Here is a 22816-nt window from a genome sequence, read left to right on the forward strand (position 1 = left end):
GAATTACTAAAATCGTTCTGGCTGAAAAATGACTATTAATAAGTATATTACTAACATTAAAGTAGTAAAACCTAAAACAGCAAATGCCCAAGTAGAAATTCTATCTAAGCACAAGTGTTGAATCCTGCAATAAAACTTTACAATCTTTGTGTTTTACCCAGGTAAAATCCATTGTCTATTGAGAATAGAGTCATTAATTGATCAAATTTGGTATCACCAATACCAATGCACAACTTGGACACAATCCTCAAAATCTTAACATTCAACACTTCTGCTATCTAAGGTAATGGAAGTATTAGCATAAACTACGGGAACAATCAACAAATTCAAGGACATCACTATAAAAATAGTGATAGGTAATTGGTATTTAAACCTGGAGAACCGAATCAATGGTATTATTTTCATAAATCAAAAATAAGAGGCAAAAGACAAAAGCCAAGAGTCAAGAAGTTTTCAGTTATTTTACATTTTTATATACAGCAGTTTCCGCACTGACGAGGTACAAAATTGAATTATGAAACTCTTGCGGTGCGGGCATCTTGCCCGCTAGATATGTACCCCATAATACCGGGAAGTGCTGTAATTGTTTATGCTAAACCCACAAATGTCACCATCATATCTATTAATTTAATCGCTATAAATGGAGCAATTACCCCACCTAAGCCATAAATTAAAATATTTCGTTGCAAAAGTTGATTAGCGGTCAAAGGTCGAAATTGAATACCCTTTAATGCTAGAGGAATTAACGCCGGAATAATTAAAGCATTATAAATCAATGCCGACAAAATAGCAGAATTGACACTACTTAACTTCATCACATTTAAGCTTTCTAGATTCGCAGATGTGAAAAGTACGGGAATAATTGCAAAATACTTAGCAATATCATTAGCAATAGAAAACGTTGTTAATGCCCCACGAGTGATTAACAATTGCTTGCCTATGCCAACAATATCAATTAATTTGGTAGGATCAGAATCTAAATCCACCATATTAGCCGCTTCCTTAGCTGCTTGCGTTCCTGTATTCATCGCCACACCTACATTAGCCTGTGCTAAAGCAGGAGCATCATTCGTCCCGTCCCCAGTCATAGCGACAATTTTTCCCTCGGCCTGTTCCCGTTGAATCACACTAATTTTATCTTCTGGTGTGGCCTCGGCGATAAATTCATCTACCCCAGCTTCCTGGGCAATCACAGAAGCAGTAATCCGGTTATCTCCCGTGAGCATGATTGTCCGTACTCCCATGTGTCGCAGTTGATCAAATCGTTCGCGGATACCCGGTTTCACAATATCTTTAAGATGGATAACACCGTAAATCTCGTTATCCAGACATACAGCCAAAGGTGTACCACCTTGACGGGAAACCTGTTCATAAGCAATATCTAATTCTGGACTATCCTTTCCATGGCGAGAAAGAACAAAGCCTTTAATTGCCCCTACTGCACCTTTCCGCAGTTCCCTCCCACCGGGTAAATTAGTACCACTCATCCGAGTTTTTGCTGAAAATTCTATCCCCTGTGCTTGTTTACGGTCTAAATCAAAGTTTGCTCCTAACTTTTCTGCGAGTCTAACAATAGATTTACCCTCTGGAGTATCGTCAAAGATACTAGCCGCCAAAGCTACATTAGCAATTTCTATGATTGAGTGGCCATTAATAGGGATAAACTCCTCTGCTAAACGGTTGCCAAGAGTGATTGTCCCGGTTTTGTCAAGAACTAGGGTATTGATATCTCCACAGGCTTCTACTGCCCTGCCAGAGGTGGCAATGACGTTAAATTGAGCAACCCTATCCATACCCGCAATGCCGATGGTACTTAGTAATCCGCCGATAGTTGTGGGAATAAGTGCTACCAATAGAGCAATGAGAACGGGGACACTAACAGGACTATTGACATAATAAGCAAAGACGGGAAGGGTTGCCACCACGAATAAAAATACTAAGCTCAGAACCGCTAATAATACTGTTAAAGCAATTTCATTAGGTGTTTTACTGCGTTCTGCCCCTTCTACCAAGGCAATCATCCGGTCAATAAAGCCTTTACCTGGTTCAGACGTGACGCGAATAATCAGTTCATCGGAGATAATACGTGTACCACCAGTCACAGAACTGGCAACATCTGACCCAAATTCTTTGAGAACTGGAGCAGATTCGCCAGTAATCGCTGATTCATCTACAGACGCAACACCCATAATCACTTCACCATCTGCAGGAATAATATCACCTGAAACTACGTATATAGTATCTCCTTGTTTCAAGCTGCCAGAAGGAACTTCTGTAATTGTGCCATCAACGGTGATAGTTTTGGCGGTGGTGGCTGACTGGGTGGAACGTAAAGTATCAGCTTGGGCTTTCCCTCTTCCCTCGGCTACGGCTTCCGCAAAGTTGCTAAATAGAACTGTGAACAACAAAATCCCTGTTAACAAGCCATTAAATAAATAGGGGTTTTTTTGGTTTATCGGTCCAAATAATTGGGGATAAATCGTTACACAAAAGGTGATAACTGTTCCTATCCATACCAAAAACATCACCGGATTTTTGATAGCATATCGAGGATGCAATTTCATGAAAGCATCATTAATCGCCCGAATATAAAGTCCTTTGTTCGTTACCCGCTGTTTTCTTGGTTTTTTGCGGCGATAACGCGGACGGGAGGCTTTAGAATGAGAATTAGTTCCGTTTGAGTTCATATATAAGTAATTTCAGTAGGGACGCAGGGTCCGCGCCTAAGTGTTAGAAAAAGTCTCTATTAACTACCAGCACCCAGTTTAAAACCTTCGGCGATTGGACCTAATGCTAAAACTGGGAAAAATGTCAGGATTCCTAAAATAAGGGTGATACCAGCGGTAATACCCGTAAATAGTAGAGAATCTGTTCTCAAAGTCCCCCGGCTTTCTGGGGTCGCTTGTTTTTTGGACATACTATCAGCTAAAAGCAGTAGGGCAATAATTGGTATATAACGTCCTGCAAAAATACTCACAGTTGTACTTATGTTCCACCATAACGTATCGTCTTTTAATCCCTCTAGGCCAGAACCATTATTAGCGGCCGCTGAGGCGTATTCATAAACTACTTGGGAAATACCATGAAAACCTGGGTTACTAATTCCTGCTAAGGATATAGGATATGCTAAAGCGATGGCACTGGGAATTAAAATCATCATTGGGTGAATTAATAGCACTACACTAGCAAGAACAATTTCTCGTTTTTCAATTTTGCGCCCAAAAATTTCCGGGGTGCGCCCTACCATTAAACCAGTCAGAAAAACCGTAAGAATCAGGTAAATGAAAAGATAAGCAGTCCCTATTCCCTGTCCACCCCAAATTATTTGTAAAAATAGGTTGAATAAGGTCGAGAAAGTGCCATTAGGCATTAGAGAATCGTGCATTCCGTTAACAGCACCGCACATGGTGGCGGTAGTTGTAATTGCCCATAATGCTGTTTGTGACCAATTAAATCTGACTTCTTTACCTTCTAAATTTGGTAATTCTAATTTCAAAGCGTTGTTAATTAGCGGATTTCCTTGTAATTCTCCTGTGGCTGTAACGCCAATGAGAACGACAAAGATGATAAATACCATCCAATATAATAACCAGGCTTGTTTGAGGTTATTGGCAAATATCCCATAGGTGTAAATTAAGGATGTGGGAATGGCCAGCATGGCGATGATTTCTATTAGGTTGGAAGCACCATTGGGATTCTCAAAAGGATGTGCAGAATTAGCTGCAAAAAATCCGCCGCCATTTTCCCCTAACATTTTAATCATCTCCCAGGATGCTACCGGACCTCTAGCTATATACTGGATTCTCCCTTCTAAGGTCTCTATTTCTAGGGTTCCGCCTAATGTTTGGGGCACACCTGTGATAATTAGAGCGATCGCTCCAATAATGGATAAAGGTAGTAATATCCTAGTGATAGCCTGGGTAAAATCAACATAAAAATTTCCCAGTTTTCTCCCGGTCAACCCCCGGATAAAGGTAATTCCCACTACTAAACCACTGGCCGCTGAAGTAAACATCAAAAAGCCTAAAGCCGATGTTTGACTAAAATAACTAAAGGTATTTTCTGTCGCGTAATGTTGTTGGTCTGTATTGGTCAGGAAGGAAATTGTGGTATGTAGTAATAAATCCCATCTCATTCTCCCCAGTCCATTGGGATTCCCAGGCAGAAGTTTCTGATCATAGAGCAGGGCATAAACTATACCACCCATGACTGCGTTAGTAAATAGTAAAGCGCGAATATACTGCCAACCCGTCATATCATTTTTTTTGCCCGCACCCCCTAAAATATAAATTATTGTCTCTATTGGCTTCATCACAGAATCTAGGATTGTTCTTTCTCCTAAGAAAACCCTGGCTATGTATTTTCCTAGTATGGGCGTAATTAATACGACAATACACAGCGTTAAAGCAATTTGCAAAAAACCTTGTCCCATGTAGTTTGTACTCTATTTAACCTAAGTTTTAACTAGTTAATACTCAACAATAATACCTAAGTTACTAGTAAATTGAGATCAATATTTGGTGATTAGATGATTTTTATCCCACCTTAATTCATCTATCAGATATTTTTTATCTGATTCTATTTAAATATTCTAGACAATATATTTTTTAATTTATTTAACTGTACATCGGATTATAGCTTAATATTCCCTAAAAATATGCTTTTAATCATAGTTAAGTTTACGCAAGTACATATCATCATCTAGTGATTTGTATATTTTTAGATATAACTTTAGTAAGAGTAAATATATATCTATGATTGTACTGATATCAGTACAAATTTGCTAAATATTCTTTGTAGTTTATACATTTTAGCTATGATTCAGATCATCAAACAATATCAGGACTTACCCAAAATATTCCTTAAACCCTTATTTCTGGTGAATATTTGACTCTGGCAATATTTATAAATCTAATATAATTACCATAGAATTTATTGATTAACTACAAATTTCAATTTTCTATGACCTCACTAAATCACCTATCAGTTATACTAGTAATAATTCAATAAATTTTCTCTAAATAGTATATTATGTCCCTGATTAATTATCCTACTATTTTCTCATTTTTCTCCGGTTCAGGCTTCCTCGATTTAGGTTTTGAAACCACAGGTTATAACATCGCTTACGTTAACGAAATTTTCCCCCCATTCATGTCCGCATATCGCTATTCACGGGAAAAACTCAACCTCCCCAAACCTGAATATGGATATCATGAAGGAGAAGCCGCAGACGTAAGTAAATTAATAGCAGAAACACCAGGACAACAATTAAATGAATTAGTCAAATATTCCCGCAAATCAAATCATATAATAGGCTTTATTGGTGGTCCACCCTGTCCAGATTTTTCCGTTGGTGGCAAAAATAAAGGACATTTAGGCGATAATGGTAAACTTTCATCTGCTTATATTGAATTAGTTTGTCAAAATTTACCCGATTTCTTTTTATTTGAAAATGTCAAAGGTTTATGGAGAACCACAAAACACCGCCTATTTTTTGAAGAACTAAAAATCAAATTACAAAAATCAGGTTATATATTAACAGAAAGGTTAATTAACGCCATTGAGTATGGTGTACCCCAAGATAGAGAGAGAATTATTTTAATAGGCTTTAAAGATAATTTTCTCAAAGACATAAAAATCAAAGATGATTTTACCTTTCCTTGGGAAAAACATATTTTATATCCTCAAAATCAAGTATTTGCTTATCCTTGGAATCAATGTGAACAATTTCAAGAAGATTCTTTAATTCCTTGTCCTGAAAATATTCCTCAACAACTTACTGTAGAATATTGGTTTAGAAAAAATCACGTTCTTAACCATCCCAATGCTAAACATTATTTTCAACCCAGAGCAGGTAAAATTAAATTTGCTACTATTAAAGAGGGAGATGATTCTAAAAAATCATTTAAACGTTTACACAGGTGGCGTTATTCTCCCACAGCTTGCTATGGTAATAATGAAGTCCATTTACATCCTTACAAAATTAGGCGTATTTCTGTAGCAGAAGCTTTAGCAATTCAATCTTTACCCGCAGATTTTTCACTTCCAGAAAATATGTCACTTACGAATATGTTTAAAACTGTTGGCAATGGTGTACCATACTTAGCAGCGAAGTCATTAGCACAAACTATTCTTGACTTTTTAAACACTGGTTTACCAGAATAGTCGCACGCTCTATACTACTACTTTCTGACTTCTCCTAATCTGTGGTTTAATATATAAGAAATACTTTAATTTTCATCAAGTTTAATAAACTCTACACCAAAATAAAACCGATGGCACTAGACTATCCAAACATTGATATTGCACCATTTATTGACCACTCTCTGCTACTACCAATTGCTACCCCAGAACAGATAATTCAATGGTGCGATGAAGCATATAGATATAACTTTGCTTCCGTTTGTGTAAATCCATGCTATGTCAAGCAAGCAGCGGAACTACTGTATAAAAAAAATCCTCAAATTTGTACAGTTATTGGCTTTCCCAATGGTGCAAATACCTCAGCCGTGAAGTTATATGAAGCTAAAGAAGCAGTAGATAATGGCGCTACTGAGTTAGACGTAGTCATTAACTTAGGGTGGTTAAAAGCCGGTAAAACAGACGAAGTTCACCAAGAAATTGCCACAATTTGCGAAGAAGCCGGACAGCCTGTTAAGGTAGTTTTAGAAACCAGTCTTCTGACTGATACTGAAAAACAAATAGCGGCTGAATTGGCTATGGATGCCGGTGCAGCATTTTTAAAAACCAGTACAGGTTGGAATGGAGGGGCAACTGTAGCAGATATTAAACTTTTAAAAGAGATAGTAAAAGATCGGGTAGGAATTAAAGCGTCAGGAGGTATTCGTACACACAATGAAGCTTTAGAATTAATTATGGCTGGTGCGACTAGATTAGGCACATCCCGTGGTGTAGATTTACTTCGTCAACGTAATCATGTAGAGAAGGAAAAAAGTGAGTAGTAATTTGTCAGTTGTTCTTTGTTAGTTGTCCTTTGTTTTTCCTTTACCACTGACCACTGACCACTGACTACTAACCACTGACCACTAACCACTAACCACTGACCACTGACTAAAAATGAGTAAAACCTATAAAGCAACAGGTATTAATCTCAAAGCTCAAGCACTGGGTGAATCTGATAAAATAGTTACAATTTTAACTCCAGAATTTGGGCTAATTCGGGCAGTTGCGACGGGAGCGCGGAAACAAAACTCCAGCTTGGGGGGAAAAATGGGGATATTTGTCGTCAATCAATTACTAATTTCTCAAGGTAAAAATCTTAGTAGAATTACTCAAGCTGAAACTATAAAAACTTACCCTGGTTTATCTCAAGATTTGGGTAAATTAGCTGCTAGTCAATATTTAGCTGAAATCGTCTTATGTCAAGGTATAAGCGAACAACCGCAAACAGAACTTTATAATTTATTTAATGAACATCTTCAGCGGCTACAGGATATACCAAAAACAGAGATAAAATCTGTAGTTGCTCATCTAGCCCAAGGTGTATTTCAGCTTTTAACCTTAGCAGGACTCACCCCCCAACTAGAATCCTGTTGTTTAACCCAACGGCCTTTAACTCCAGACTGGACAAATCCCCATTGGCAGGTGGGATTTAGTATTCCCGCTGGTGGCATAATTTGTCTAGATGCTTGGAAAACTTTGCGAAAGGAAATACAGCAGCGAAAATGGGAAAATGGAGAAATGGGTCAAACAACAAACATAAGTGGTCTGAGTCCCTCGTCTTCATTATCTAACCCTGGTTATGAAACGGTTTTTCATCAGCAGGAGTTACCAATTATTTCTCGTCGCTTAAATGGAAAAGAACTGATTATACTTCAATATCTGGCCGAAACAGAGATAATGAAAATAGATGTAGTTGACTATTCTAGCTGGTTATCTGTTGAGCGAATTTTGCGCCAGTATCTCCAGTATCATTTAGAACAACCTATTCTCTCTGCCCTGTTGATTGATTCTTATTTTGCCACCAACCATGATACAATCCTCTGACTTAGATAGAAAAAGCCAAAATCACCCACCTAACGAACCCAAAACAAAGCATAGAGCATTAGATCATATTACTGCTGTGCCTAACCTTAATCATATTTATAGTCCAGAAATATCACCAAATGATACTTCTGAAGATGGAAATTGCATATCGGAAATTTCCTTGGCTGATATCCCCAATTCACCAGAAATTCCTCAGTCAAAAGGCACAAATAATGGCGGTCAAGAAAATATTTCAGTTGCACAGGAAACAATTTCATTAATAGATAATGGTGCTGGAGGTGCAAATTCAGAAAATCATCAACAGCAGGGTTTTTTACCTGTATTAAAGAATCCCAATTTTCTGGCTCTTTGGGCAGGTCAAGTTTTTTGTCAATTAGCTGATAAAGTTTATTTAGTATTAATGATCGCCTTGATCAATAGCCAGTTTAAAGCTAGTGATCAAAGTATTAGTGCTTGGGTTTCGGCTTTAATGATAGCGTTTACTATTCCAGCAGTTTTATTTGGTTCTGTAGCTGGTGTATTTGTAGATCGTTGGTCAAAAAAGGTCGTTTTGGTAGCATCAAATATTTGGCGCGGTATCCTGGTTCTACTGATTCCTCCCCTATTATGGTTAACCCATAGTTGGCAAAATGTCGGAGTTTTACCAGTGGGTTTTTTGGTGATTTTAACTGTGACTTTTTTGGTTTCTACTTTGACCCAATTTTTCGCACCAGCCGAACAATCTGCTATTCCTTTGGTGGTGAAAGAACAGGATTTACTCTCAGCTAATTCTCTCTATACAACGACAATGATGGCTTCGGTAATTGTGGGTTTTGCATTGGGAGAACCAGTTTTGTCCTTGGCCGATAAACTGTGGATACAATTAGGTGGTAGTGGTGGACTAGGAAAGGAAATTTTGGTGGGTGGTAGTTATGCGATCGCTGGGTTAATATTATTATTAATCCAAACTAATGAAAAGCCTCACCCCCCAGAAACAGAATTTCCTCATCTTTTCTCTGACTTGCGCGACGGGTTACGTTATCTTCAAGAAAATCACCGCGTCCGCAATGCTTTATTACAGCTAATTATCTTATTTTCTGTCTTTGCAGCCCTGACTGTACTTGCAGTGCGTATGGCGGAAATTATCCCCAATATGAAGGCCTCTCAATTCGGCTTTTTATTAGCCTCTGCTGGGGTCGGTGTTGCTATCGGGGCAACTATTCTCGGCCAATTCGGCCAGCGCTTTTCCTATAGGCAACTCAGTTTTTGCGGTTGTCTAGGTATGGTAGGATCTTTAATTGGTTTATCCCTATTCACTACCCAACTTTTGCCTGTGTTAATATTCATCGCTCTAGTCGGTGTATTTGGGGCTTTGGTCGGTATCCCTATGCAAACAGCTATCCAAACCGAAACACCCGCAGCTATGCGCGGAAAAGTATTTGGACTGCAAAATAATCTGATTAATATTGCTCTCTCTTTACCTTTGACTTTAGCCGGTATAGCTGAAACTTTTATCGGCTTAAAAGCTGTATTTTTTGCCTTAGCTGCTATTGTCTGCATCGGCGGTCTGTTTACCTGGTACAATTCTCATGAATCCTCAAATACCAAATAGTCAAAAACTGTATCAAACTACTGGGTTTTGTGTTAAACTCAATCCAGCAAGATGCACATGGGAATCAACTAAATAATCAGCATATTAATTGGTGATTAAGTTAAAAATTTAATAACTTGTTTGGCTTTTTAATTGCTAAGATTATTTAGGTTTAAAATTGGCAATATCTGGGTTTTTGTGATTACCAAAAATTCAGCTATAACAATTTCATCATAAAAATAGTTTTACACTCGCCTTTCTTTATAGATAACCTAAGAATGCGTATAGCTTGGATTGGAAAAAAAACTCCCTTTTGCGGTAACGTCACCTACAGTCGAGAAATTACCAACGGATTATTAGACAGAGGACACGAGGTTAGTTTTCTGCACTTTGCTCAAGAAGAAGCAACAACTGACAACTGGCCTAATTTTCAAGAGGTCCCTTTACCATTTATTTACAAGTCTCAAGTTTACACAATTCCCTCTTTCAAGGCAACTAAGGTTTTGAAGGATTCACTACGGGAAATTAAGCCAGATATAGTTCATGCTTCTCTGACTCTCTCAACTCTAGACTTTGTTTTACCAGAAATTTGTGAAGAATTAAATTTGCCTCTGATTGCTACTTTCCATACCCCATTTGCAGGTAAGGGAGCAAAATTACTTTCTAGTACCCAACTTTTAGCTTATCAACTTTACGCTCCTTTTTTAGACCATTATGATGGTGTAATTATCTTTTCCCAAATTCAGCGGGAATTGTTATCAAATATGGGTGTTAGGGAAAAAAAGATTGCTGTCATTCCTAATGGTGTAGACCCTGTTAAGTATTCCCCCGGTCCTTCTCAAGTCAAAGCTGAATTCGCTGCTGAACGTCTATTTGTTTATCAAGGCAGAATTGCTCAGGAAAAAAACGTTGAATCTCTATTACGTGCTTGGAAACAGTCGGATATGGGGTCTAATACCAAATTACTGATTGTCGGTGATGGTCCATTAAAACCTTCTTTAGAATCATTTTATGGACGAGAACATGGTATCATCTGGTTAGGATTCATCGCTGATGAAAATCGCCGCATCGAAATTTTACGGGGATCTGATGTATTTATTTTGCCTTCCTTGGTTGAGGGTTTATCCTTGTCTCTATTGGAGGCTATGTCCTGTGGTTTGGCTTGTTTAGCCACTGATGTCGGAGCAGATGGAGAAGTTTTAGAAAAGGGTGCTGGTGTAGCTATTAATACAAGCAGCGTGCGATCGCAGTTAAAAACTCTATTACCACTATTCCAAGATCATCCAGAATTAACAACATTATTGGGAGAAAAAGCCAGAAAGCGTGTCTTAGAACGCTATACCCTGAATGACAACATCACCCAATTAGAACAACTATATAACCAAGTTCTCGCACGGCGACCGTTAACACTGAGTTGGGGAACTTAAATACCTCAACCTACGTGGGGTTAGTATCTCCCCTACGGAAGAAAATGACCGGAAATGACAAATATCAAACAACGGAAATTATTAATCTAAAATCAGTAAGAGCTATTGACACCAGGCGGAAAATTTGTTATCATAAAATCGATGGGGAAGAACTATCTTCATCGCATAAGCGTAATTAATAAAATATTAAAGCAATTTAGTAAGTAATAATTTTTAGGTGGGCGATACCCACCCCGCACATTTACGCCAATTTATCTAAATAAGGGCTAACATCAACAGCTAATTTTCGTCCTAATTTCAGTAATTGACGACATTGGATAGTTTCTGCTTCATTGTCAATACTGGTAATCCGGGGCAATATTTGACTGTGTAAACAACTCCAGTAAAGTTCTTGACAATGTTTTAAACTCATGCCTAAGTGTAATTGATGACCAACATCAATTAATCGTTCTAACCGTTGAATATCTGCATCTATCTTACTATTGGCATCATACAACAATTGCCACAATAAACGGACTATTAATTGTTCGATGATACGGTTGCCATTGGGGATATTTAATTGACAACGCAGATGTTTAGCCTCAGTAGCGATCGCTTCCAATTCTACAATCAAATTCCAGCTTAATTGCAAATCAGTAATATCTTGTTCTAGAGATTTCAAAGTTGTCAGACAACGATAGCCCAAAGCAATTTCCGCTGCTACCTGTAATTCTCGTGGTACTTCCAACTCATCCCGATGAAAAGCCATAATTACACCGTAATTATCACGATAAGCCTGAGTATATAACTGGTCTAAACGTGCCAGTGTTTCCTGACTCAACAACCGCATAATCCGGTGACGTTCTTCCGCAAATAAAGTCTGTAAACTAAAAGTATCATCTCCGAACAATTGAGTCATCACCAAAATCAGATGAGCGATACTAGCTTGTTGTAGGGCTGTAAATAGCTTTTCTTTAACTTGACTATAGTTACGTCGTCCTGCAAACTTTTGAATACAGCAATGAAAATCCCAACCACCCAAATGCAGTACAGCAAATACTAAACTTTCACTTTCCCAAGTAATATCTGACACTAGCTGCAAATGCCCCACAGCCATAGTCAATAGTCCCAGACTTTGCTTATGATAATCTAGCTCATGAGTGGTATAGCAGTAAACACGCTGATGATGATTATGGGAGAGCTTATCTGTCTCTTTTCCAGGAACAGTATTTTGGTGATGATTAAATAGGGAAGTAATAGCATAATGAGCAGCAACTTGTTTAAAGTCAATTTGGGCAGTTAGCACCAACTGACGATATATTTCCGCCCCATTTTTAAACTCTTCCACATTACTAGGAGCTAAACCCAAACGTTCAATAAAACCCCTTTCTAATTGTATACCTGCCACATCTCCGGCTAATTCTAGAGCCCGGGAGGCATAGCGTAAAATCTGTGTTCCCTCTGGACGAGAAATTTCCTCAAAAAACCAACCGCAACTGGTGAACATCAATAAAGAGTGACGCTGCATTTCCAATAAACGTAAAGCTTCTACCTGTTCAGCAGCTTGGAGTTTGCGAGTTTGATGGTGGGATAGAAAGCGATTAATATTTGCGGGAGTGCGATCACTGATAATACGAATATATTCGTCCCTTGCTTGCCAAGGATCACGAAATAAAACGCCGCCATATTCCTCATAGACATCAATTAACTGATCCCGCAGCCAATTTAGAGCATTGCGTAATGGCCGCCGCCATTTTTGATGCCACACACCCCCTTCACCACCACAACCACAATCATCTTGCCATCTATCCACACCATGAGCGCAACTCCAAGCTGTTACAGACTTTAATTTTACTTCCCAAGAAGGAGGATTTAAACTCAAATAATGGGCAAAATTGGTTACAGTCCAACCATGACGGGGAAACTCACCAATAAAAGCATAGGCTAAAGTCTTTTCTGTTCCCTTTTTGTGATGTCCAAAGGTTTCCCCATCAGTAGCTACGGAAATTAATTGGGACTGACGATGATCCCCACGAATCGCCGCCCCAATCCGTCCCGCAAAATGATGGGAATTGTAGACCACATCACTAAAGCCCATATCCCGCGAAATTGGACCATCGTAGAAAAAGATATCAATATAGGGCGTTGATTTTTTTATAGACTTGTCGCTATTCAAATAACAACGATAAGGACGAGTTGGATCAATTTGATTACCCCCCACTTCATGCCATTGACTATCAGAATCATCCTCTGTGGGGATAGGACGGCAACGCTGGGCTTGAGAAGGAGCTAAAATGATAAATTTAATGTTTTCTGCTACCAATGCCTCTAAGGTGGCATAATCTACGGCTGTTTCTGCCAGCCACATTCCTTCGGGATCACGGCCAAAGCGAGAACGGAAATCTTCCTTACCCCAGCGAATTTGTGTATATTTATCCCGTTCATTGGCTAGGGGGAGGATAATATGATTATATACTTGAGCGATCGCATTCCCATGACCATGCAAGCGATCGCAACTTTGAGCATCAGCCTCCAAAATCCGCTGATAAACCTCCATATCATGACGTTCTAACCACGACATCAGCGTTGGACCAATATTAAAGCTCATGTATTCATAATTATTGACAATCTTCACAACTTCGCCCCGGTCATTTAAGACCCTAGCAAAGGCATTAGGACGATAACACTCCCAATGAATACGTTCATTCCAGTCATGAAAAGGACTAGCACTAGGTTGACGTTCAATGGCATCAAGATAAGGATTTTCTCTAGGGGGTTGATAAAAATGACCATGAACCGTCACATAAATACCCTGAGCAATTTTCAGGGGATCATGTTCAGGACTAGATTTAGCCTCTTGATCTAATGGTAATATTGAGCCAAAACTACTTGGTATTTCCGCAGCCGAAGTCATATATTTTTACCCAAATAAATTTGCAATTTTGTAGAATATTCCTACTATATCTACCTTTCTACAATTGGTCGTCAGTTGTCAGTGGTCAATTGTCAGTGGTCAGTTGTTGGTTGTTTGTTGAAAACAATTAAAAAATAACTGACTTACCCATTACCAATTTCATCTCCGACAGATATGATAAGTATTCAAATGCACATGATATTTTAGCCATTGTGTAGAAATCCCTTAAACTAAAGGTAAAAATGTCAATCAAGAACATTATTTTCAGCGTGCTGCTGCTATTTATACCCATATCCTTAGCAGCCCACTTTTTAGAATGGGGAGACCTGATAGTTTTCATCACCGCAGCCTTAGCTATTCTCCCCCTAGCAGCTTGGATGGGAACTGCTACGGAAGAAATCGCCGTAGTCGTCGGACCAGGAATAGGCGGGTTTTTAAACGCAACTTTTGGCAATGCTACAGAATTGATTATTGCCTTAGTTGCCCTGAACGCAGGTTTAATAGATGTCGTCAAAGCCAGTATTACTGGATCAATTATTAGTAACTTACTCCTAGTTATGGGTTTATCCATGCTATTAGGGGGAATCCGTTACAAAGAACAAACATTTGAATCAGTTGTAGCACGGGTAAATGCTTCCTCCATGAATTTGGCAGTAATTGCTATTTTGTTACCAACAGCAATGAACTATACCTCCATCGGTATTAGCGAAACAACGGTGCAGAATCTTTCCCTAGCTGTGGCTGTGGTCTTAATTCTAGTTTACGGCTTAACACTACTATTTTCTATGAAAACTCATGCTTATTTGTATGAAGTTGGTGTAGCAGAAATAGAGGCACAAGAGGAAGTTACCCATACAAAACCAAATATCTGGTTATGGAGTGGTGTCCTTTTAGTTTGTACTCTGTTAGTTGCCTTTGAGTCAGAATTATTAGTTGGCTCTTTAGAAGTCGCTACATCTAAACTAGGCTTAAGTTCACTATTTACTGGCGTAATTTTAGTTCCCATTATTGGTAATGCTGCTGAACACGCTACCGCAGTCACTGTAGCTATGAAGAATAAAATGGATCTTTCCATGTCTGTCGCTGTGGGTTCAAGTATGCAAATTGCCCTATTTGTGGCCCCAGTTTTAGTAATTGCCGGTTGGGTAATTGGTCAACCAATGGATTTAGATTTTAACCCCTTTGAATTAGTAGCTGTTGCTGTATCAGTTTTAATTGCTAATAGCATTAGTTCTGATGGTAAATCTAATTGGTTAGAAGGAACATTACTCCTAGCAGCTTATACTGTCTTGGGTTTTGCCTTCTACTTCCATCCAGTTACATAAGGTATGGGTTAATTACATTGTACCACCGTGGTAATCTCTTTCCTTAATTTCTGGCAAGTACCACAACAAATTTATTAAAGATTTGATCCTCCCAATCTCATCAATTGGGATTTTTTTATCCTCTAACTAGCCTTAAATACGGTCATTTTGCTTGATTCCTCTATTTATTTACGTCGGGAGGGAATAGAAAGAATATGAGCGTGTACTGAGTTTTATTCCCAAACAAAGAGGAGTTCTATATTTGATTTAATATGTTAACTCTCTCAAGATAGATGACTAAAGTTAATAATTATTATAGTCTCAAATCAAATCATCCTTCTGATATAAATCACTAGATTGATTAAAAGGATCTTTCCTGACAATTCCAATTCAATGTAATACTCTTCCGTTAAATAAATGTTGGATTAACTGGCAATATCACCCAAAATTATCAAGTATGTTATTGGGTTATAGAGTCTCTTCGTTATGAAATAAAAGAACTCTACCCCCAACTACCTCCCAATATTAAACGAACAAACAACTTATGGCAACTGACAAACAGTTACTAGCAATTCTCAATGTATCTTGATCATGATCTTTAAAAATGACTGACATCGGACTAATATTGAATCTAAAACCACCAAACATGACCTATTTTCTCCTACAAAGGGTCTTTACCTTAGAAAATGGTGTCCGTCTAAACAATTATCAATCAAATAAGTTAAATATTGATCCTCAAATCACACCACCAGAATTTACTCAAACACTTAGCCCCTCTCCTACTCATTATTCAAAGCTTTCATTTCGACGGTATAAAATTCTTGAGGAAATAGCACAAAAACATAAGTCCGTCAATTCTTTTGAATTAGCTGATGCTGGTAATATCCCCTTGGTAGGGAAAAGAGGTATTCAGGTATCAATAAAATATGGAGAAACTGATAACAAAACCATGCCTGTAATTGCCTTTGGTAGTTCAGGTATATCTGTCAAAATTTTACAAAAACTGTTAATTTGTAATGGTTATGGAGTACCCCCTGATGGACTTTTTGGACCAATGACGGAAAGTGCTGTGAAAGCTTTTCAAAATCGTCGCCGTCTCCCAATAGATGGGGTCGTTGGTCAAAAAACTTGGTGGGAACTAACAATCTAATTTGTCAGTTGTTAGTTGTTAGTTGTCAGTTGTTAGTTGTCAGTTGTTAGTTGTCAGTTGTTAGTTTTTAGTAATTATCCCAACTATAAAAATCATAAAAATCATAGTTAAAGATTATTTCTATCAGTTAAAATTTCATAACCACTATCTGTAACTAATACAGTATGCTCAAACTGAGCAGATAAAGCATTATCGACTGTTACCGCAGTCCATCTATCAGCTAAAATTCTAGTATTTTTAGAACCAGCATTTAAAATCGGTTCAATCGCTAAAGTCATCCCTGAACGTAATTTTACATTTGGTATCTCACGAGTCCGATAGTTAAAAACCGCTGGTTCTTCATGTAAATTTCTACCCACACCATGACCAGTAAATTGCTCCACCACCGTAAAACCATTGGCTTTTACATGATCTTCAATTGCACCCGCAATCTCTGTCAAATGTACACCAGCCTTTACCTGTTCAATCCCTTTGTATAAAGATTCCTCAGCTATTTTAATTAGTCTCCCAGCTTCATCAGTGACATTCCCGACAGCAATAGTAATACATGAATCACCGTGAAAACCTTGGTAGTAAGCTCCTGTATCAACTTTTAAAACGTCCCCACTCCGAATTATCTTTTTAGGGCTGGGAATCCCATGGACAACCTCATTATTAATACTAGAGCAAATAGAGGCGGGAAAACCATGGTATCCTTTAAAACTAGGAGTTGCATCCATTTCCCGGATACGTTTTTCAGCATAAGCATCTAAATCAGCCGTGGTCATTCCTGGTTGCACTAGCTCAGAAATTTCTTTGAGGACAGTTGCGACAATCTTAGCTGATTGCCGCATAATTTCGATTTCGCGGGGTGATTTAATTTCAATCCCTCTCCGTTGTTGTTTTTCGGGTTTTGGCTCGACTGGCTGCGAAAGTAGGCTGGTGAAAATATTCATCATCAAATTTAGGAATGATTGGTGCTTTACTGATTAAGTGTGAAGTTGTTGAGATTTATTGCCAAAAATATCTATATTTACGTTAACTTATTTTTGCGTCTTTAGGAAAACACAGATATTTATCCGGTTAATTCTGGTCTATGTCAACAAACGGACATAAATGATTATCTATTACAATTAATTTGTCCCCATTTTTGTGGTTGGTATTCTTATGGGCCGCACAGACGGGGGAAATACTAGGGGTGTGGAGAAAATTTTGGAGAAGCTTAAAAGGTAAGAGGAGTAAGGATTACAGCGATTTAGAGTAGTTTTTTTGGAGAAAAATTTGTCCGTAACTCAAAAAATTCACAAATGGGGGGGTAAAACGTCTAAATAGTGTGGGGTATGTTATCGGAAGCACCCTCTAAACTATAACTATATATTTAGTGCTATCGCTTAATCTTGTAGAGTTAATAAACTAACCCACCACATTGTATTAGACTTTAATTAAGTGATTAATCATGGTTGAATAGATATTTAGACCTTACACTTATCTGTCATAATGCTTCTTTGATGTTTCTATGGATAAGAATTGGTGGACCCGCTGTCACAACAACAATTTTATCAGCGTGAAGCAATTCACGAGCAGCCTGATTAACTTGACTTAAGTTAACTTGTTCTATTTTACTAATAAATGATTGCAATTCTATCTGATTCAAACCATAAACCTCATTCATGACCATTTTCTGGCTTAACTGTTCAGGATTGGCTAAGGAAATATTATAATTGCTGATTAAATTGCGTTTTGCTGTCTCCACCTCCCTTGCTGTCACACCTTGTTGATGAACTTGTTTTAAAAGGTTACGGGTACTGGAAATCGCTTTCCTTGTGTCTTCTGGACTAGTTTGCATTTCAATCAGAAATATACCAGCATTCTTACCTGTAATGAAATTACTATAAATTCCGTAGGTTAAGCCTTGATGGTCTCGCACTTCCGCCCCCAGTCTACTCGATAATGTATCACCTCCGAGAATTTGATTCAATACCATTGCCGCATAGAATCGTTTATCTTGACGACTAATTCCAGTATAACCCATATAAGTAATCGCTTGGGGTTTACCAGATACAACAGGATTAACACTAATTACATTTTTTGGCATCTCCACTTTGGGATATTTTACCATTGGTGGTTTACCTTTAACTTGCCAATCTCCTAATTGTGTTTGAATGAGCGATCGCACTTTGTTAACATCAAAATCGCCTACAATTGCTAAAACTGTGGTATCAGGACGATAATGTTGTGCTTTAAATCTCATTACGTCTTGACGTTGAATCTGTCCAATGCTTTCCGCTGTTGGAAAAGTATGTAATGGGTGTTTTCTCGGATAAATAGACTGAACAAAGATACGATTTGCTACCTTATCAGGATCATCCAAATCGGAATTTAAAGAAGTTAAAGCTTGTTGCAGTGAAAGCTTAAACTCCTTTTCTGGAAATGTACTATTTATCATCACATCTGTCAACGTTCCCAACAAAACGGGTAAATCTACCGCTAAACTACTACCTTTAATCCGTACACCCTCAAGAGAAGCTTCAAAGTTCAAATTCGCGCCTTTTGCCTCTAATTCTCCAGCAATAGTTCCCATATCTTTGGTTTTCGTGCCATTCATCAGATTTGTTGCTACTAAGGACGCTAATCCTCCTTGATGATCTGGCTCAAATTCGGTCCCAGCTTTAATATATCCGCTTAAAGTTACTGTTGGTGTGGTTGTATCTGGTAGTAGTAATATACGTAATCCATTAGCCAATTGTAATTGCTGAGGTATTTGTCTTTTCTCCGTTTTGGGTAATATATCTAAAGGTGGTAAATATTTCTTAACTTCTGTCGGAACTACGGCCACATCAACAGCAAAATCCTCTTGTATTGGTGTTGAATAAGATAAACTTCGACTTGTTTCTACTGATTTAGTAGGTTCAAAAAATCCGACTTTCCTGGATTCTGGTTGCAAGTATTTATTGATGACTTTAATTACATCACTAGCTTTAACCTTCCGAATATTCACTAAGTGATTTTCTGTATACTGGTAATTATTCGTCGTAATTTGATCATTACCCAATTGCATAGCTTGACTAGTAATATCACGAGCATTTAAAATCACTGAAGCCGTGATTTGAGTTTTTGCTCGTTCCACTTGTGCCTCTGTCACACCGATTTTAGCAAGTTTCTCCAAAGACTTGATGATTGCTACATCAACCTTAGTTAAATCCTGATTTTCCATACCAGTAACCAATATTTCATACCAACCACCTGCCCGTAAACTAGCTACATTGCCAGAAATATCACTAGCTAAACCCGATGCTACCAAATTCTGATATAAGTAAGAATTTTTACCCGCAGTTAAAATATAATCCATAACTTCCAGAGCAGGAATATCCGGTTGATTGATTGGAGGAAGTGGATAAATCAGTTTTAGTAATGGGTTTCCCCCCGGTTCTTGCAATTTAATCGCAGGTGTAGGAGTAGTATGAGGAGATGCAATTGTGAGATTATGGGGTGAATATTGGCCTTTAGGGATTTTACCAAAAATAGCTTGGACACTTTTCAAAGTTGCTGCGGTGTCAAAATCTCCGACAATGACCAAAACAGCATTATCAGGACTATAGAACTTTTGGTAATATTCTCGCACTTGGTCAACCGTGAATTTTTCCACATCAGCCTTCGTGCCACCAACTGGTAATCTATAAGCATGATGAGGAAAAGTAGACATCATTACAGCACGATTTAGCCTATATTCTGGACTATTTTCATAACCCTGTAATTCAGAAATAACCACTCGCTGTTCACTAGCTAATTGTTGAGAATCTATCAGCAAATTTTTCATCCTATCGGCTTCTAATGTCAATAGGGCGGTGAGTTTATCCCGTTCCGCAGTATTATAATATGCAGTTTGGTCATAACTGGTAAAAGCATTAGAATCACTACCTAAAGCATTAAATAATCGCCCGAATTGAATAGGACGATTGTTAGTACCTTTAAACATAATATGTTCTAATTGATGAGCAATACCATTAACTCCAGGTGCTTCTTGACCTGAGCCAAATTTGTACCATAGCTGGACTGTCACCACAGGAGCATTATGAACCTCCTTAGTGATCACAGTTAACCCATTATTGAGAACTGTTTTCCGAACATTTGCTGTAATGGCGAGATTTAATATTTCTTTAGTGACTGGTGTTTTATGAGATTTTTCTGGATAGGAATTGTGATAACGGGTGGAAAAATACACCCCTTCTCCACTTAAAGCAGCATCGTGATTGAACACAAAAGCCCCTATTACCCAGATACTCAAGATAACTAAAGAAAAGCGATGTCGTTGTGCGGTCGAGAAAAAAGACATATCTTTGGCGATTAGATATATGTAATTTAAGTTACATACATTGATGGACTAGAAAAATTGGCAAATGTTTCTGCACCTCATAGAAACTAAAAATACCTGTAGGTTAGATTCAGCGACATAGCGACCTAACATGAGTGTTGGGTTATGACTTGTCACATTTCGTGAATATGCTTTAACCCAACCTACAAATCAATGTTTTTCCACATTGGAAAAGGCATTGTCAAAGGGAAGAGTATTGTATCACTCAAAAAGCATTAATAATAATTTTCAGCCTATTTATTCAAAAACCGTAAAAATTCTAGAGGTAAACCATCAAAATCAGCGATAAACGCGACTTCTAAGATATTATCACCGATTTGCTGCTGTGTAGGCTCTAAAAGAATCTTCAGAGGTGGTAAATTTTCTATCGCAGCTAACCGTATTTTTAAACTTTCTAACCAAGTGGGTAAATCTGGTGTAATCTGACTTAGATCAAAAGCTAGATGATAATAACCGACATAATGTTCATCATCAAAAGCATCTGGGGCTGGTTTGGGTTGGGGAATTTGGATAAGTTCAATTCGGGTATCTAAACCTTCCAACCAGCAAGCTAGAGTATAACCAGTAGTAAAGCGCTCACCCACCGTAAACCCTAGCTGTTCATAAAAAGCGATCGCTAAATGGATATTTGCTGTTCTAATAGAAGCATGATGCATAATTTTCTCAGTTATTGGTCGTCAGTTGCCAGTTGTTAGTTCCTTCTGTCACTGACCACTGACCACTGACAACTAAATATCACTCAAACAACCGGAAATATGGATAACGCACCGGTACACCAGGTTCTTTATCCAAATCAAAGTTAATTACTTCCCAGCAAGGTTCTGTAGCAGCATCAGAGCTAAACTCCACAGGTAAGCCATATAATCGCGCCCCCGTAGTAACTTCCCCTTGTCCAGAGCGCCAAGGTGTACTTCGCTCCAAATAGCCACTCATTAACTCTTGATAACGGTTAGCCACAATTATCCTCGTAGCCCGATAACCTTGAGTATAAAGCTTATCTAAAGCTTCATGAATTTCAAAGCGAATCCCATCAGGATGAGTATGTTGACGATACCACTCACCATCCCATCTGCGCCAGTGACGACCGGACTGTAAATGAACCAACTCCCCAGTTTGAGGTTCAGCTTCAAATGCACCATGACGAGGACACAAATAAGTATCCGTCAGTGTCAACGCTGAAATATTTTGGCGACAGTGGGGACACTGTATTTCAGGGCCAAATATCGGGTACTGAAAGCCTGGATTGATCATGAAGTGAGTATAAACATAGTATTGTTTTTGTGTCAGCACCAATAGGGTTAACTTTACACTCTGGTTTTGCTACTTTAGATAAGTTCCTCACTGGTATATTTAAAGGTAAAGATAGTTCCTGAGAACAAGTTTCACGACCGTCTGACCAGAAAAGGCCAAAGCCATGATATTTTGGTTTTATAACCAGCCTTCAAGGTTGGAGTTTCTCCAGTAGTCCACAGGTACTATATTTATATTCTATCGTGTCTATCTCTTCTGGCTGGAAATCTCCTGAAATTTCTCAAGCTGCTTTTGTGGCAGCCAATGCTGTGATTATTGGTTCTGTAAGCATAGCAGCTAGAGCCAGTATTTGGTATGGCTCTGTAGTTAGAGGTGATATAGAACGGATTGAAATTGGTGAATGTACAAATATTCAAGACGGGGCTATTCTCCATAGCGACCCTGGTATGCCAACTATCTTAGAAGATCATGTTACTGTTGGACATCGGGCTGTTATACATTCTGCTTATGTTGAACGTGGTAGTTTAATTGGTATTGGTGCAATTGTCTTAAATGGTGTTAGGGTTGGCACAGGTAGCATTATTGGTGCAGGTGCAGTAGTTACTAAAAATGTACCCCCAGGTTCTCTAGTTGTCGGTCTCCCCGGTAAGGTCATTCGTCAACTTACTAGCACTGAAATCACCGAACTGATTGAACACGCCGAAAAATACTATCAATTAGCCCTATTTCATGCTACTAATGGGTAACTGACCACGAACCACTAACCACTAACCACTGACAACTAACTTTTGATATAGAGGCTTGAAAAAATTGCCCACTTTAGATCACAATAAGAGTTGAGATCTGTTGGCAAAACTTAAGCT

Annotated in this window: 16 protein-coding genes; 8 read left to right on the forward strand and 8 right to left on the reverse strand. The window is 38.3% G+C overall.

The genetic code is table 11. From position 1 onward, the window contains the following. Positions 1–6: 6 nt before the first annotated feature. The 3 genes from H6G44_RS20690 to kdpA all read right to left on the reverse strand — a co-directional run bounded on the left by H6G44_RS20690 (position 7) and on the right by kdpA (position 4432). Positions 7–114 (reverse strand): potassium-transporting ATPase subunit F, encoded by a 108-nt coding sequence (locus H6G44_RS20690; RefSeq protein WP_199291687.1) that lies wholly within the window; start codon positions 112–114, stop codon positions 7–9. Between the two features lie 473 nt (positions 115–587). Beyond that, positions 588–2687: a potassium-transporting ATPase subunit KdpB gene (kdpB, locus tag H6G44_RS03335; protein WP_190384914.1), complete on the reverse strand. Its 2100-nt coding sequence runs from the start codon at positions 2685–2687 to the stop codon at positions 588–590. Between the two features lie 59 nt (positions 2688–2746). Beyond that, positions 2747–4432 (reverse strand): potassium-transporting ATPase subunit KdpA, encoded by a 1686-nt coding sequence (gene kdpA, locus H6G44_RS03340; RefSeq protein ID WP_190384913.1) that lies wholly within the window; start codon positions 4430–4432, stop codon positions 2747–2749. A gap of 599 nt (positions 4433–5031) precedes the next feature. On the opposite strand from kdpA, the gene H6G44_RS03345 reads away from it, so the two are divergent. The 5 genes from H6G44_RS03345 (at position 5032) to H6G44_RS03365 (ending at position 11004) form a co-directional block, all read left to right on the forward strand. Next, a complete protein-coding gene (locus H6G44_RS03345) occupies positions 5032–6165 on the forward strand; it encodes a DNA cytosine methyltransferase (protein ID WP_190384912.1) in 1134 nt (377 codons plus the stop codon). A gap of 110 nt (positions 6166–6275) precedes the next feature. Further along, positions 6276–6962 (forward strand): deoxyribose-phosphate aldolase, encoded by a 687-nt coding sequence (gene deoC, locus H6G44_RS03350; RefSeq protein WP_190384911.1) that lies wholly within the window; start codon positions 6276–6278, stop codon positions 6960–6962. Between the two features lie 115 nt (positions 6963–7077). Next, positions 7078–8007, forward strand: coding sequence for a DNA repair protein RecO (recO, locus tag H6G44_RS03355; RefSeq protein WP_190384910.1), 930 nt, complete (start codon positions 7078–7080; stop codon positions 8005–8007). After that, positions 7991–9598, forward strand: coding sequence for an MFS transporter (locus H6G44_RS03360; RefSeq protein WP_190384909.1), 1608 nt, complete (start codon positions 7991–7993; stop codon positions 9596–9598). The genes recO and H6G44_RS03360 overlap by 17 nt, the downstream gene beginning before the upstream one ends. Positions 9599–9855: 257 nt before the next feature. Continuing rightward, the gene (locus H6G44_RS03365) at positions 9856–11004 is read left to right on the forward strand and encodes a glycosyltransferase family 4 protein (protein ID WP_190384908.1); all 1149 of its coding nucleotides are present in this window, start codon (positions 9856–9858) and stop codon (positions 11002–11004) included. Between the two features lie 241 nt (positions 11005–11245). On the opposite strand, the gene H6G44_RS03370 is transcribed toward H6G44_RS03365, so the two are convergent. Continuing rightward, positions 11246–13897: a DUF3536 domain-containing protein gene (locus tag H6G44_RS03370; protein WP_190384907.1), complete on the reverse strand. Its 2652-nt coding sequence runs from the start codon at positions 13895–13897 to the stop codon at positions 11246–11248. Between the two features lie 242 nt (positions 13898–14139). On the opposite strand from H6G44_RS03370, the gene cax reads away from it, so the two are divergent. Both cax and H6G44_RS03380 read left to right on the forward strand, forming a co-directional pair. Continuing rightward, positions 14140–15222 carry a calcium/proton exchanger gene (gene cax, locus H6G44_RS03375; RefSeq protein ID WP_190384906.1) on the forward strand — a complete coding sequence of 361 codons (1083 nt, stop codon included), beginning with the start codon at positions 14140–14142 and terminating at the stop codon, positions 15220–15222. Positions 15223–15847: 625 nt separating this feature from the next. Continuing rightward, complete coding sequence (locus H6G44_RS03380) at positions 15848–16351, forward strand: peptidoglycan-binding domain-containing protein (RefSeq protein WP_242031621.1); 504 nt, start codon at positions 15848–15850, stop codon at positions 16349–16351. 107 nt (positions 16352–16458) lie between these two features. On the opposite strand, the gene map is transcribed toward H6G44_RS03380, so the two are convergent. From map to H6G44_RS03400, 4 genes are all read right to left on the reverse strand, one after another. After that, positions 16459–17286 (reverse strand): type I methionyl aminopeptidase, encoded by an 828-nt coding sequence (gene map, locus H6G44_RS03385; RefSeq protein WP_190384984.1) that lies wholly within the window; start codon positions 17284–17286, stop codon positions 16459–16461. Between the two features lie 536 nt (positions 17287–17822). Next, complete coding sequence (locus tag H6G44_RS03390) at positions 17823–20663, reverse strand: M16 family metallopeptidase (RefSeq protein WP_190384904.1); 2841 nt, start codon at positions 20661–20663, stop codon at positions 17823–17825. Between the two features lie 272 nt (positions 20664–20935). Continuing rightward, the gene (locus tag H6G44_RS03395; RefSeq protein WP_190384903.1) at positions 20936–21358 is read right to left on the reverse strand and encodes a VOC family protein; all 423 of its coding nucleotides are present in this window, start codon (positions 21356–21358) and stop codon (positions 20936–20938) included. A 79-nt stretch (positions 21359–21437) separates the two neighbouring features. Next, positions 21438–21953 carry a TIGR02652 family protein gene (locus tag H6G44_RS03400; protein ID WP_190384902.1) on the reverse strand — a complete coding sequence of 172 codons (516 nt, stop codon included), beginning with the start codon at positions 21951–21953 and terminating at the stop codon, positions 21438–21440. A 242-nt stretch (positions 21954–22195) separates the two neighbouring features. Here H6G44_RS03400 and H6G44_RS03405 point away from each other — a divergent pair, with 242 nt between their 5' ends. Further along, entirely contained in the window at positions 22196–22699 is a 504-nt protein-coding gene (locus H6G44_RS03405; protein WP_190384901.1) for a gamma carbonic anhydrase family protein, read from the forward strand. The last annotated feature ends 117 nt before the right edge of the window (positions 22700–22816 follow it).

This window comes from Aphanizomenon flos-aquae FACHB-1287, assembly GCF_014698755.1.
Lineage (GTDB): Bacteria > Cyanobacteriota > Cyanobacteriia > Cyanobacteriales > Nostocaceae > Dolichospermum > Dolichospermum flosaquae.